Here is a 13,877-nt window from a genome sequence, read left to right on the forward strand (position 1 = left end):
AATATAGAATTTTCATTTGTTTACCTCACGTCAAGTCTCATAAATTTCACATATGAAGCGCCGAAGAAAATCGCCGGTATAACTATAAGGGCAATTATATTCTTCAGGAGATCGCCAAGTATGCCTAAGGGATCTTCAGTCTCCTCACTCGTATCCGCATAACTGAAAGAGCCATGACTAAAGCTTGCCACATTTCCTCCGATGCCGGAAAGAGAGTTGATTATATATTCGAAGTTGCTGGTAGGGGAAAGGAGGGTAATAAAATCAGACAAAGACTGTCGTTTGTTCCAGTAATCCTGCATTTCCGTCCTGTATTGTACCCATCGTTCATTGCTCTCCAGCGCGGAGCGATCAGATCCCGGTCCGCCGCTTCTTGCAAAACTGTGAAGTTCGGAAATGAGTTCTTCCGGGTATTCCGGGGGATCTCCGACGATAATATCTATCGTAGTATCGGCAACAAAAACAGGAAGGAGAATTGACAGGAATATAAACACAATCAGGGTATAAATGAGTGAATTGCCGCTGTCTTCAGAGATCGTGGACATGAACAGGGCAATGGCGAAGTATGAGAAGATCATCAGGAATGCAACAATTCCAAAAAGAAGAATAGGGAAGATCTCTTCATCAGTCGGAATTATCCCGAATATGAGCAGTATTGCCAGTGCTATGAGTCCTGTTATGATTATCGCAAGCGATAATGCAATAATTCCTCCGATCGCCTTCCCGTTAATCACTTCATCACGGTATATCGGATGTGAAAGGAGGATCTTCAGCGATTTGCTCTCCTTTTCACGTGTGATCAGATCAAAACCCATTGCAATCCCGAGAATCGCGCCCAGGCTTACAAGAAGTTCTCCAACATCGGCAAAAATTGTCATTATCGACGGTTTGAAGCCCATATATCCTGAAAATACTATTGTGTCTCCTGCTGCCACAGCCTGATTTTCATTATATTCCTCTATCTCTTCGTTATATTCTGCCGAACCCGTAATCATCCCGATAATCGAAACAATCAGGATTATCGAGAGAACAAGGAGGAATTTACGACTGCATAAATGATCCATGAACTCCTTTTCCGAGATGACGATAAGTCCCTCTGATTTCATGGCAGTGCCTCTTCTGAATTATAGAAAGACAGAATTGCATCCTCTACGGTTGTGGAATCCAGTGAAATCTCTCTTGGAATAATTTTCAATGAAAACAATTCTTCGGCAATTTCCGCTCTGATATCGGATGAGGAGATGATTTTGACTTTTTTACGATCAGAAGAATAATCGGCTTCAATAATGCCTGGGACCGTCAGTTCCCCCATCGGCGTTGTCGTCTCCACATTGATTCTTAACTCCGGCAGGTTCAGGCTGTTTATGGAGTCCGCAAAATTATCCCAGCTTCCCTCGTGTACAATCTTTCCCCTGCACATAATTCCGATCTTTGTACAGACTTTGCTGACCTCTGAAAGAATGTGCGAGGATACAAGGACTGTTTTTCCCGATTCCGATATTTGCCTGATTATTCTCCTGTAGTCCGCGACACCCTGCGGGTCGAGGTTTGCAGTCGGTTCGTCGAGAATAATTACATCCGGGTCGTTTATAAGGGTCTTTGCAATCCCAAGCCTTTGCCTCATCCCTTTTGAAAATCCTCCGACTTTCTTTTCAACACCGCCAAGTCCGACGAGTTCAAGAAGAGAGTCGATCCTGGCCCCTCTTTCATCTGCAGGAATCCCGAAGAGCCTGGCGAAAAAATCAAGATTCTGTGCTGCACTCATGTTCTGGTAAAAACCCACATCCTCGGGCATATAGCCGATATTCTTCTTTACTTCTATCGGGTTTTTCGACACTTCAACCCCGTTAATCAGGCATTCACCGGAATCAGGTTGTATAAGGCCGCAAAGCATTAGTATAGTGGTGCTTTTTCCCGCCCCGTTGGGTCCCAGAAGTCCGTATATTTCACCGTCATTTATTGTTAACGAGAGTCCGTCAACAGCATTTACACCATTGTATGTCTTGACAAGATCCCTGAATTCAATCAGTGTGATTTCCTCCTTTTTTCTCTTAAATGTCCTTTTGGACACGCCAGTGTTATAATCTTCAGTTTGATCATAATAGCTGATATACCTTACATAATGTAGATTATGTATTACACATTATTACAAATATTCAATAAATTCCCTGCTATGACCGGCAAAGATCCTAATCATATGGTAGTGATCAGCAGACCTGATTAAGTGGTATAAAAAAAACGATTAATGGGATTATCTTTATATTCTATCTCTAAAACAGATTTGATGATATCATCCGGATGTTAGTAACCGTATGAATATCTGTATATTTTATTTTTTCAGATTATTCCGAATGTGGATACATCAAATCTGAATTTACTGCGATCTATCTTTTCGATCTCTGCTTTAACAGCTTCATCTTCAGGGTCGCATTCCATAATGAATGCGAGCAGGTCTGCAAGAGAACTGGTGCATGTATCGCAATCGCAGAAGGAAAGCTCCATTTCGCCGCTCAGAAGGAGGCCGTATGCAAATATTTTCTTGCAGAAGTCTTCATTTTCGAGTTCACAGGGCTTTATTGTCTCGATCTCTTCTTCAATATATTCGCTCTCTGTCTCGTTTATGAACACATCTACAGTTTCGACATCTTCAAAACCGGGATATGGGGTGCCGCAGTTCCAGCATCTCTTCATATATGGAGTACCTCTCTTTCTGCATTTCATACAGATCTGGTACTCGGGCATTTCTTCCATAATTATATGTCGGCATTACAGGGTTTTAATCAACCGATCTTTATCCGCCTGATTCATGCCGTTCAAAACGGAGATCTTCTTTCGGGAACATAATCTCAAACCTTGCTCCTTTATTCTCGATCCCAGTCTCTCTTATCGAGGCTCCCGTAATCGAGAGGATTTCGGATACCAGATAAAGGCCGAAACCGTGATTTCTCCCGTATCCTGCTTTGAATATGATGTGTTTTTCTTTCTCCGGGATTCCTTTCCCGTCATCCTCGAATATCAGGTTGTAAGAATCGTACTCCTCCTCCGTGGAGAATGAAATCCTGCTGATCTCTCCTCCGTGCATTATGGAATTTCCTATAAGGTTGCAGATAACTTTTTCAAACATGGGGTCCGCGAAGATCTCGATGTTCTGGATTTTTTTCTGAACGAGAATCCCCGGAGGAAGGTTCTGCGATTTTATGCATGAGTCGATGACATCGTCCAGTTTGTGCCATTTGGGAGGATTTCCACCCATATCCTGGTAGTCCCTGCTGAATTCGATCTGGTGCTGTATCGTATCCATCGCTAGTACTGATTTTTCAAGGAAACTCTTAATGGATTCATCTTTTGTATCTTCTATCGCAAATACGAGGTTGGCTTTGGCGACCATGATATGATTCAGGATATCGTGCCGTGTAATTGAAGAAAGCAGGTTAAGTTTCTTCATCGCAATTCCCAGGGCCTTCTCATTCTTTTTTCTGATTGTTATATCCCGGGTTATGCTTTGGATAACCTTTGTCTTTTTATCGACCATGACGGAGATCAGGTCGAGATCGATCCGTTCTCCTGTCTTCGACTTTATCCATGGCTCCATTTTGAAGGTTTTACCTTCTTCAAGATCGTTCCTGACCGCATATTTATAGGCATTGTGAAATTCCCGCGGGATTATGGATTTCAGGTTGGTATTTTTTAGTTCCCGGAGATCCATTCCTGCAATTCTCAGGGCCTCGGGATTTGCATTAAAGATCCTGCCATCTGAATTATGTATGAAAATCCCTTCTGTTGACTCCTGAAATAATTTTTTATATCTCTCCTTTTGGGCACCGATCATCTTTTCGATATTTTTCTTTTCGGTTACGTCCACGAGAGATATCAGGGTAATGCCAAGCTCACTGACGTGCCTGATAGTCGCCAGTACATTGTATTCTTTTCCCTGTCTTGATCTTACAATCAGATCCTGGTTGGATTTATCCTGATGCTCTCTCTTTATCGAGCTCCTGTAGAGTATAAGTGCTGTGCTCCTGCACTCATCCTCAAATACCGAGACCCAGTTCATCCGTTTTAATTCTTTCAGTGTTCTGCCTGTAATATTTTCAAAGGCCGAATTTGCATGGACGATCTTTCCTTTATCATTAAGAACAGCGGATGCGGCACCCGAACTGTCTATCAGGTTTCTGTATTTTAAATTTTCTTCTCTCAAATGGAACGAGGCCTTCGATACGATATATGCAAGGGCTACGAATACTATAATACGAATGAAATTTTCGGCAAGTAAAACCGAATCTGCCTCAGTTACAACAAATGTTATGAACAGAAAGAGGATGCCCAGCAGAATTGCAAATGCAGTTCCTTTTTTTGGATAGAATATTGCGGTCAGGATGATTGGGATATAATAAAGATGAGGGTAAATATTATTGATACCTGCAAGAAGACAGTAGATTGTCAGAAAAATGCAGATTATAGCAGTTGCTACAATCAGGAAAGGGGCGATTTTTTTTATGGGATTATTGTCCGGTATATATCCCTCATCGATCATTCATTTTATCCTTCGCATGGGTATAAATATGATTATTGAAATATCCAAACAGTTTTCTAATTTGTTTAACTTAATTATTCCCAAGTTCACAATTTTCACGGTATTGGGGGAAACTGTTCAACAATACCAGATTTAAGGTTTATTGAGAGTTTTTAGCGTGTATGATGCTTTCCGTCCCCGCCGTCATGTAAATGGTATATTATCCTTCAGTTACAACCAGAAGTAATGGATTATAGCCGGGAGACTAATTTAAAAAATTTCAGGCATGCGGTCGACTCTTCTGATAGCACTTTTATAATCGGCGTTGCAGGAGATTCGGGTTCGGGAAAGACCACCTTTACAAGAGCAATCCGATCGATATTTGGGGATGATATGGTAACCACGATATCGCTTGACGATTATCATGTTCTTGACCGGGATGAAAGAAAAAGGACGGGCATAACCCCGCTTTCTCCTGAGGCCAACAATTTTTCACTTCTTGAAGAGCATGTAGCCCTGCTGAAAGAAGGAAAATCCATCGACAAGCCCGTGTATAATCATGATTCGGGAAAGATCGAAGGTCCTGTCCGGCTGTCTCCGTCGAGGATAATAATCATAGAAGGTCTTCACCCTCTTTTTACCGAGAAACTTCGTGAACTTATCGATTTCTCCATATATGTAAGCCCGGACACCGATGTAAAGTATTACTGGAAGATAAAACGGGATGTAAACCTGAGAGGGTACAGGGAAGAGGAAGTCCTTGCCGAACTTGAGAGCCGGAGGGCCGATTATGAAAACTATGTCCATCCCCAGATAAAATTTGCCGACGCCGTTATCGGGATTTCAAAGAGCCGCTATGCGGATATAATGAACGAAAGAGGGGTTTACAGGGTTGTCCTTTATCAAAAGAAGCAGGATCGGACTATCAGGAATATCAACCTGAACTTCGATCTGTTTGCAATAAATTCCCTGGCTGAAAGAGGTTTTTCATTCGATTTCAGCATTATAGAAAAATATAAGAAAAAAATGGGAGCATTAAGCCTGGACGGAGAATTCAGGCATGAGGTAGTGAATCTCCTTGAAAAGGGCATTGAGATGCAGACCGGTATCGGGCCTGTGTCTGTATATTCTGACAGGAGTTATGTTACTGCGACGGAGATGGTGGAGCTTATCCTTTCCTGGAGAATAATCAACAGGCGTATGGACATGAAGTACGGGAGCGGCGTCTCATCCTGACGGATATTATCTGCAGATTATAATTCCCTGATTCTCCTTCGGTGATCTCTCTTTTTGTGATGGGTCATCCCGCAGCCAGGTTCTTTTTGAGAACTGGTTCCTGCGAATTATAGTCTTGTGCATCGAGGCTCTTCCGGCAAGGTAAGCAAACGTTTCTGTCATATAAATGGACTTGAAGAAAGCACTATTTAACCGGAGACCGTGCATGGTGTGAAAGTAAATGAAAAGATATTCAGGTATATGATCATTCGACATCACTATATCTGCCGAAGATCATAATTTAAAGAATTCATTACATCAGGTGTGAGATATGTTAAAGATCGAAGACCTTCATGTCAGTGTGGAGGGCAAAGAGGTTCTGCACGATATCAATCTGCATATCCGGGAAGGCGAAACCCATGTACTTATGGGTCCCAACGGCTCGGGAAAGACCACGCTCTTAAGATCTATCATGGGTTTTTCAGGGTATGAGATTACATCGGGAAAGATCTTCTTCAAAGGAAGAGACGTCACCGATCTGCCGCTAAATGAAAGAGCGAGATTTGGAATGGGGATGATGTTCCAGCGTCCCCCCACGATTTCCGGTCTGAAACTGGGTAAACTTCTGTCAGCCACGTCCGGGGGCAATGTCGGCAGTATCGGGAGATATTCGTCTCAGATGAATATGGCGTCATTTCTTGACAGGGACGTCAACGCAGGCTTTTCAGGAGGAGAGATCAAAAGAAGCGAGGTTCTCCAGCTTCTTATCCAGCAGCCGGATTTCGTTATGCTCGACGAACCTGAAAGCGGGGTAGATCTTGAAAATATCGCACTAATCGGGCACTCGATCGCAAGGCTCGTCGATAAGGATCGCCATATAATTGACAGGTACAAATCAGGGCTCATCATAACGCACACGGGATATATTCTCGACTATCTTGACGCCGATGCCGGTCATATGCTCTGTGACGGCGAGATAAAATGCCACGGAAACCCGAGAGAGATACTGAAGGTCATACAGGAGAAAGGCTACCAGGAGTGTATCAGATGCCAGAAATAATCGATGAAATACCTGAAGAAGACAGAAAACGTATGGAGCTTTCAGGGTTCGAGTTCGACGCCCAGAAAAGATCGGGTAGTTTTATCCAGAGAGATCAGCATATTCATCTCTCTTCATCGAAGGTTGAAGGAATCGAGATGCTCCCGATCGAGATCGCCCTTAAAAAATATGACTGGCTTAAGGACTATTACTGGAATCTTGTCGACCGGGATAAAGACGAGTACACGAAGTTTGTAGCGGAAAAGGAAGAAAAAGAGGGTCCCCGCGGTTTCGTAGTTCTCGCGAGAAAGGGCAGCAAAAATATCTTTCCCCTCCAGTCCTGTCTCTTCATGAAGTCGGCGGAGATCCAGACAGTCCACAATATAATTATCGCAGAGGAAGGTGCCGAGCTTCACCTGATTACCGGCTGTACCAGCAGTATCGGCAGGGAGAAGGGGACACATTACGGCATAACCGAGATATATGTCGGGAAGGATGCCCAGGTCAGCAATACAATGATCCACACCTGGGGAGAAAACATAAACGTATTCCCCCGGAGTGCGACAAAAGTTGAAGAAAACGGAACATTCCTCTCGAATTACATCAGCCTGAAACCTGTCGGGAAGGTCCAGATGTATCCTGTCGCCGATCTTGCCGGTAAAAATTCGGTTGCCCGTTTCAACTCCGTTGTTCTGGCACCGAAAGGATCTCATCTCGACCTGGGCCAGCGTGCACTACTTAACGGCGAGGGTTCGAGCGCCGAACTTATTTCAAGGGTAATCACCTCGGGAGGCGTCGTATTTGCAAGATCTCATATTGCAGGAATTTCGGAGAACACCAAGGGCCATATAGAGTGCAAGGGTCTCATCCTTGAAGACGGTGTAATACATTCGATTCCTGAAGTGGAGGGGCGGCTTAAGAACACCGAACTTACGCATGAGGCGGCGGTCGGAAAGATCGCACGCGATGAGATCGAATATCTTATGGCGAGGGGTCTCGATGAGGAGGAGGCCACTGCAACAATTATCAGGGGATTCCTTGATGTCAGGATCAAAGGACTGCCCGATTCACTTCAGAAAGAGATCGATGCCGCAATTGATGCGGCCGAATCCGGATTCTGAACCTCATCTTTTTTATTACATCATCTCACATTTCATTCATACAGATGGATTATATCGATATCACGATCCCGCTTTCGGAAAAGACTCCGGTCTTCCCGGGCGACCCGGAGGTCAGGTTTAAGCCCCTGGTCAGGGACGGCTTCAGGCTGACATCAATAGAGTTGTCGTCACACAGCGGAACCCATGTCGATGCACCCTTACATTATATCGAAGGAGGCCAGAGTGTTGACCGGATTTCTCTCGGGAATATCAACGGTGAATCGATAGTCGTCGATCTGAGAGATTCCTGGCACTCATCGGGCTTTATCATGAGAGGAGATATCCCGGAAAAAACCGATGGAGTGAATATATTGATCCTGAACACAGGCTTTTCACCGGAATCTTCGGGCATGGATCATTATATGTCTGTAAGCACCGAATGTGCCGAATACCTGGCGGACTGCGGGTATACATGTGTCGTAACCGATGCACCCTCGATAGAAGCTTTCGACGGCGACGGAACGGTTCACCGCATCCTCCTTGGGAGAGATGTTTATATTATCGAGATGGCGGACCTGTCACATGTAAGTCCGGGAAGATACCATCTGTATGCAATGCCCCTGAAGCTTGAGGGCTGTGACGGATCACCTGTGCGTGCCGTACTTGTACCGTGTTCTAAGGAGGTTTGAGAATGAGTATTATATCTGATGCTGTTGATGAGATGGAGAAGAAACTTGCAGGAAGCGGCTGCGATCACGGTGTGGTGGCACTTTCAAAAAGTTCGGAAAACGAGATCTGCCCTTTTCTGGAGGGTGTATGTCTTGAAGCTTCATATGGCGGGAAAAGAGTCTTTATTGCCACTTCCTATCCCCTTGATGTGAAGACCAAGGTGTCGTTTATGTACGGGCAGGAACTGAATTCACCGGTCCAGAGAACAGCAGCATGTGCAATATTAAACAGCCTGTCCAGTTTCATCTGTTTTCCGAGGATCTCGGGAGCATGCCCGGAAGGCTGTGGCGAGAAGTGCCTTGAAGAGCTGATAGATGAGACTGCGGGCAGGAAGGTATATCTCAACGGAACGATGCCCTCCCTCAGGAAGAGACTTGAAGATCGTATCGTATCAGACCCGGAGTCTGCCGATATCATCATCGTATCAGGGGACGGATTGTTCTCCGACGAAGGGCTGGAGATCTGCGATCGATATAAGGACAAAAAAGAGATGCTCTTTTATGCTCCTGCCACGTCGGCCCTTGCAAATATGCTGAATCTGCGTCACTGGTGTCCTTATGGGCGGAAATAGTTAAAGTGCCGCGATGAGACTGTGGATGAACCGGGGAATCTCGCGAAGAGTGTCACTGTAGTCTGAACATCCCCAACAATACTTATTATATCGATAACGGCCGGGACTGGCCGGAGTAAAACCGGTTAATATTCCCCAACGCATATGACCGGATTTTCGTTTGCACTAATTTTCAGGCACACAGTAGTTGATCTCTGTATTTGTTTTGATATTTTCCTGTGTGTTTTTTTAAATTTAGTGCAAACAAAATTTTTAAATTCCTATCCGGGCCTGATATTCTGAGAAAAGGGTTTATGTCGGATATTTGGTTTGCACTTTCAAAGTGCAACTTAGTGCAAAGTAGTGCAAAAGTGCAAAGATGATCTTTTTCAAAGAGGTCTTCTGAGGTTGCGGGCATTCCGGTACCTGTTAAAGAGATACCCTGTTCGACTTCGGTTTCCTCTGCCATTTTCTTATCATCCCGCTCATTTTCTTCCCGCCGGATTTACGGGAAGACGATTAATTGGGATTTGATCCTGGATTATTTATATCGATGTCCGTTTTAAGGCATTTATTTTGTTTGTTTTACGGAATCAGTCCGGTGAGTTTTTGTTTCTCTTCTTTCTATTTTGAGCTTCGCCGTCTGTTGAACACTAGTGAAAATTGCCTTTTATACACACAGTTAGCGAAGACTCCTTTATTTCTCCAGAACGATCCAGAAACCCGAATCGTCGCTGATGCACCTGTATGATATTTCTTCCTCTTCGAGTGCCATTAGAATTCGTATCCGGTTCTCAACCGTTTTTTTCTTTCCTTCTTCGTCGTCTTTTTCCCATTCGGGATCTTCCTTAGCCATCTCGCCGCAGATGTAATCCCTTGTTTCGGCATCTCCGAATCCTCCGCCGATGAATGTTTTCCCTCCGGGTTTTAAGACCCTCAGGATCTCCGTAAATGCGGACTTCAGGTCATCCCAGAAGAAGATAGATCCCCGGCTTATTATCAGGTTGGCATATTCGTTATCGAAGGGCATATCCGTAATATCACCCTGGACGAACCTGCACCTGTTTTCGAGTTTTTCCCGGATGATATTCTCCTCGGCGTATTTCCTGTTTTCAGGCAGCAAGTCCATAAGTACGACTTCAAGATCTGTGATCTTTGCAAGAGATATGCCGAGCATTCCCGAACCGGCACCTGCATCTATGCAGATCCCTTCGGTTGTTCCGCAGACTTCTTTTATCCGCCCGGCAATTGCCGGATATGCAGGTGCAAAAAGCCCCCGCGACACCCTGGCCATCGACTCGGCTTTCTCCGCAGCAGACCTGTGTTCTCCCTGAGGCATTACGCCCTCCTCCTGGAGTCTGCCGGAAAAATTTGCAGAATGTTTTGTTTCATGTAAATTAGGTTCAATTTACATTTAGTTAATAGTTTAGAGGAATTAAACATTATATCTAAGATCTCATTCCTTTTGTATTAAATGTGCATGAAAGGAGCCTTTCAGCGTTCCGGGGAGATCACCGGCGAGCGGTTAGTTAAAGAGGATGATGTTTAGAATGAAGAACTCTCAGATTTTCGAAACAGCAAAGACAGAGGGGATAGAAAATCCGCCGGAGGGAAATCCGGTAAGATGTAATATCTGCGAGAAGAGGTGCACGATAGCCGGGGGTTCGACCGGCATATGCAGGATGTATACGGCATCGGACGGAGTCCTGAAGGAAAAATACCCCGGAATGCTCTTCGCTACATATCCTGTTTCGATAGAAAATATCCCCATTCTCCACTTCATGCCCAACGGAAAACTGATGCTCGTATCCACAATCGGGTGCAACTTTTCGTGTCCGGGCTGTGTATCCGAGATGATAATTAAAAACACGGATTCGGTCGCAAGGATGATGAAAAAAACCCTTCCCTGGGAAGTTGTGGAGGCGGCGAAATCAGAGGAATGTTCAGGGATCGTCTTCTGCCTGAACGAGCCCTCGGTATCCTATTACACTTTTCTCGATCTCATCAGGACCGCAAAGGAGAACGGCTTGGCAGCAGGGTGCTCGACGAACGGTTACATGACGGAAGAAGCCGTTCTTGGGGCTGCAAAACACCTCGACTTCGTAAACATCGGCCTTAAGGGATCAAGTCCCGAGAGGTATCGTGAATGCGGGGCGGGTTCCCCCGATCCAATATTCAGGAACATAAGGCTCCTGCACGAAAACGATGTTCATGTCGAGGTCTCGATAATGCATCTCCTCGGGAGGGAGGACGAGGTGCTGAGAGCGGCAAAGATGATCGGCGATGTTTCAAGGGAGATCCCGCTCCAGATAATGCCCTTCATGCCGCATGACGAGTCCCAGAGGGATTGGAGGCCGTCAGTTGCCGAATCCGAAGAACTCTGTGCCTCGCTTGGAAAATATCTCGACTATGTGTATATCTTCAATACTCCCGAGACAGAACGCCTGAATACCTACTGTCCCTCCTGCGGAAAGGTTGTCATAAAGAGGAAGTTCAACGGCCCGATGGGAGCAAAGGTGATCAGCTACAGGGATGGAGGAATATGCGAATGCGGGAGGAGTGCAGGAATTAAAGGAGAGATCAGGGCCGAGGGATTTGTTGAACCGAGGCACATGGGAGGATACAGGTCGATAAAAGCCCTCGATGCAATAGAAACCCACCTCGCCGTACTCGGTGTCACCGACAGTTCGAAGGTAATCGACGTCTGGATCGACACGGTAGAGAGCGGTTATCTCAGGGGTCTTCACAAGAAAAAATCCACTGCGGAAGGATTTTTCGACGACCTTCACCATTTCGCCTCTCTCGCCGGGGCCGAAGATAGTTACATGGCTATGTACGAAAAATATCACCCGGTTGTCGAGAATATATCGGAAAGAGCAGAAGGTGCGGAAAAACCTCCTGTATACTCGATAATGGCAAAACCGGTTCTTCCGCTCTTTGTGGATAAGATGGACATCGATCTGATACGTATCGCAGGAGGCCACCCTATAAACCTCGATCTCGGGCTGGACGATAAATCGAAGGAGATGGAGATCGATCCCGCGGTTGTTAACTCGTTCAGGCCTGAGTTCGTGTTTGTCAGCGGTAAAAGGGGAGATGACGAAGGTTTCTCGACCGAAGAGTGGAGGAAAGCCGGATTTGATATCCCCGCGGTTGAGAAAGGCAATGTATTCAGGTTCATATACCCTGACTCGGACAGCACCTTCAGCTGGTTGATTACTCTTATGGACATCGCAAACAGGCTTCACCCGGAGATCTTCTCGTTCGATCTTGATTATGAGAAGGAACGGCTCGGGATCTAAGTCCCGGCGCCGACTGTCCTCACTTTAAAAGTTTGGGCCGGTTTCGTTCATGAGCATGACCTCTGCACCTTCAAGCCTGTTATCTGAAAATACAACCGACGTTTCCGAAGACGAGCAGGATACGTTACCGTAGTAATCCGAGCATTTCATATCTGAAATATAAACCGCAAATGCCGGGAAGTCTCCCTGGAGGATTATGCTCTTAAGCGGGAGAAGCTGTTCTCCCTCCTGGAGGTAAATACCGTCATCTGCCCTGTACGTATATTCAAGATTCCCGTACATATTGTCCGAATAAACCGACAGGATACTGTCTTCGTAGCCCAGAAACGTCAGGTTGATCATGTCCACACCCCTGAGAAATTCTTCAGGATCTAAAGGATATCTGGTCGCGTAATCCGGGACTTCAGGTTTCGTCCGGTAAACTGTGACCGAAAACTTTCCGCCGGGCTTATCTTTGTTCTCATGGTATGATGTCGAATAAGTATCCCATCTGTCTTCCTTTTGTATGAAGTAGTCCAGACTGAATGACTTGATCTCTCCGTCCGCTGCCCTGTGCAGCCGGAAGTTGAAGAGTACTGCAGGATAGCCGGTTGTATCCGTTTTGTTCCGGATCATGTGCCAGCAATCTTCGAGATCGTTATCAGTTCCTGTCAGGTAAAAACTATTTTCAGTTTCAAATGAATTGCCGGAAAAAAGGAAATTCCATGAATATATCCACACTATGCTTACCCCTGCGGTAATGATTATGATCAGGACTAGCACTAAGATCAGTTTTGAGTTGTCTGAAAGATTAATTAGAGTTCCCCCGTTTATCTATGGTTATTCTGTAAAATTTTGTCTGCTTAAAACCCGAAAAGACTTTTCCCCGTTGATGTAAAAGAATCTTAACATTTAATCGTGATGAAGGATATAATGATCAAATATGAAATCATCTGACAGTCTTGTAGCCACAGGAGTTGTTATTGCGATAGTATTAGTGGTGATTTTTTCAATATTCCTCTTCTCAGGGCAGGTTTTCAGTACACAGAAACTTATTGAAGAGAAGACAGGCAGCGGGACTGATGCGGAAGTTATCGAAGGAAACACACCTGCAGCATTTTATGAAGGCGCTTATGTCGACCAGGAAAGTGTGGTCCTGAGCATTATTCCCACCAGCGATACGATCAGTGATTATACCGTGTCTTACGATATTGAAAAGCAGTACGGGGGAAATTATTCCCGGGAGGAAGATGTTGAGGGTGTTTCTCCTGAAAATCCGATTGTGATCAGCGTGTCGAGAATGGGGGATGAATGGGTGGATATATTTGTAAAGGTATATGGTGAAGACGGAACCCTGGTCTGGGAGAGCAACAGCGGTTATGCCTGAGATTGCCCCAGGGCATTATTCCTGAGATTTTGCGGACGGACAGTTATTTGCACAGGAGAAGGA

14 protein-coding genes are annotated in these 13,877 nt (G+C 45.2%); 7 read left to right on the forward strand and 7 right to left on the reverse strand.

Features of this window, described 5'->3' with window-relative positions; all coding sequences use genetic code 11:
* Positions 1-20 precede the first annotated feature (20 nt).
* From METPAY_RS08795 to METPAY_RS14250, 4 genes are all read right to left on the reverse strand, one after another.
* Positions 21-1,106, reverse strand: coding sequence for an ABC transporter permease (locus tag METPAY_RS08795; RefSeq protein ID WP_048151457.1), 1,086 nt, complete (start codon positions 1,104-1,106; stop codon positions 21-23).
* Complete coding sequence (locus METPAY_RS08800; RefSeq protein ID WP_048151625.1) at positions 1,103-2,029, reverse strand: ABC transporter ATP-binding protein; 927 nt, start codon at positions 2,027-2,029, stop codon at positions 1,103-1,105. The genes METPAY_RS08795 and METPAY_RS08800 overlap by 4 nt, the downstream gene beginning before the upstream one ends.
* Before the next feature lie 308 nt (positions 2,030-2,337).
* A complete protein-coding gene (locus METPAY_RS08805) occupies positions 2,338-2,751 on the reverse strand; it encodes a hypothetical protein (protein WP_048151458.1) in 414 nt (137 codons plus the stop codon).
* 40 nt (positions 2,752-2,791) lie between these two features.
* Positions 2,792-4,534 (reverse strand): PAS domain S-box protein, encoded by a 1,743-nt coding sequence (locus tag METPAY_RS14250; RefSeq protein ID WP_052418751.1) that lies wholly within the window; start codon positions 4,532-4,534, stop codon positions 2,792-2,794.
* Positions 4,535-4,759: 225 nt separating this feature from the next.
* Between METPAY_RS14250 and METPAY_RS08815 the strand changes: the two genes are divergently transcribed.
* The 5 genes from METPAY_RS08815 (at position 4,760) to METPAY_RS08835 (ending at position 9,167) form a co-directional block, all read left to right on the forward strand.
* Positions 4,760-5,749 carry a phosphoribulokinase gene (locus METPAY_RS08815; protein WP_048151459.1) on the forward strand — a complete coding sequence of 330 codons (990 nt, stop codon included), beginning with the start codon at positions 4,760-4,762 and terminating at the stop codon, positions 5,747-5,749.
* Between the two features lie 310 nt (positions 5,750-6,059).
* On the forward strand, positions 6,060-6,788 hold the full coding sequence (locus METPAY_RS08820) for an ABC transporter ATP-binding protein (protein ID WP_048151461.1): 729 nt from the start codon (positions 6,060-6,062) through the stop codon (positions 6,786-6,788).
* Positions 6,776-7,888 carry a SufD family Fe-S cluster assembly protein gene (locus tag METPAY_RS08825; RefSeq protein WP_048151463.1) on the forward strand — a complete coding sequence of 371 codons (1,113 nt, stop codon included), beginning with the start codon at positions 6,776-6,778 and terminating at the stop codon, positions 7,886-7,888. The genes METPAY_RS08820 and METPAY_RS08825 overlap by 13 nt, the downstream gene beginning before the upstream one ends.
* A gap of 44 nt (positions 7,889-7,932) precedes the next feature.
* Positions 7,933-8,556: a cyclase family protein gene (locus METPAY_RS08830; RefSeq protein WP_048151465.1), complete on the forward strand. Its 624-nt coding sequence runs from the start codon at positions 7,933-7,935 to the stop codon at positions 8,554-8,556.
* A 2-nt stretch (positions 8,557-8,558) separates the two neighbouring features.
* A complete protein-coding gene (locus METPAY_RS08835) occupies positions 8,559-9,167 on the forward strand; it encodes a hypothetical protein (RefSeq protein ID WP_048151467.1) in 609 nt (202 codons plus the stop codon).
* Between the two features lie 172 nt (positions 9,168-9,339).
* On the opposite strand, the gene METPAY_RS08840 is transcribed toward METPAY_RS08835, so the two are convergent.
* Together METPAY_RS08840 and METPAY_RS08845 are read right to left on the reverse strand one after the other, a co-directional pair.
* On the reverse strand, positions 9,340-9,615 hold the full coding sequence (locus tag METPAY_RS08840) for a hypothetical protein (RefSeq protein ID WP_048151469.1): 276 nt from the start codon (positions 9,613-9,615) through the stop codon (positions 9,340-9,342).
* A 228-nt stretch (positions 9,616-9,843) separates the two neighbouring features.
* On the reverse strand, positions 9,844-10,485 hold the full coding sequence (locus METPAY_RS08845; protein WP_048151471.1) for a class I SAM-dependent methyltransferase: 642 nt from the start codon (positions 10,483-10,485) through the stop codon (positions 9,844-9,846).
* 211 nt (positions 10,486-10,696) lie between these two features.
* Here METPAY_RS08845 and METPAY_RS08850 point away from each other — a divergent pair, with 211 nt between their 5' ends.
* Entirely contained in the window at positions 10,697-12,448 is a 1,752-nt protein-coding gene (locus tag METPAY_RS08850; RefSeq protein ID WP_052418752.1) for a radical SAM protein, read from the forward strand.
* 24 nt (positions 12,449-12,472) lie between these two features.
* Here the strand turns inward: METPAY_RS08850 and METPAY_RS08855 are convergent, their stop codons facing one another.
* Positions 12,473-13,210 carry a hypothetical protein gene (locus METPAY_RS08855; RefSeq protein WP_157199048.1) on the reverse strand — a complete coding sequence of 246 codons (738 nt, stop codon included), beginning with the start codon at positions 13,208-13,210 and terminating at the stop codon, positions 12,473-12,475.
* Positions 13,211-13,370: 160 nt separating this feature from the next.
* Between METPAY_RS08855 and METPAY_RS08860 the strand changes: the two genes are divergently transcribed.
* Complete coding sequence (locus tag METPAY_RS08860) at positions 13,371-13,814, forward strand: hypothetical protein (RefSeq protein WP_048151476.1); 444 nt, start codon at positions 13,371-13,373, stop codon at positions 13,812-13,814.
* The last annotated feature ends 63 nt before the right edge of the window (positions 13,815-13,877 follow it).

The sequence above is a fragment of the Methanolacinia paynteri genome (genome assembly GCF_000784355.1).
GTDB lineage: Archaea > Halobacteriota > Methanomicrobia > Methanomicrobiales > Methanomicrobiaceae > Methanolacinia > Methanolacinia paynteri.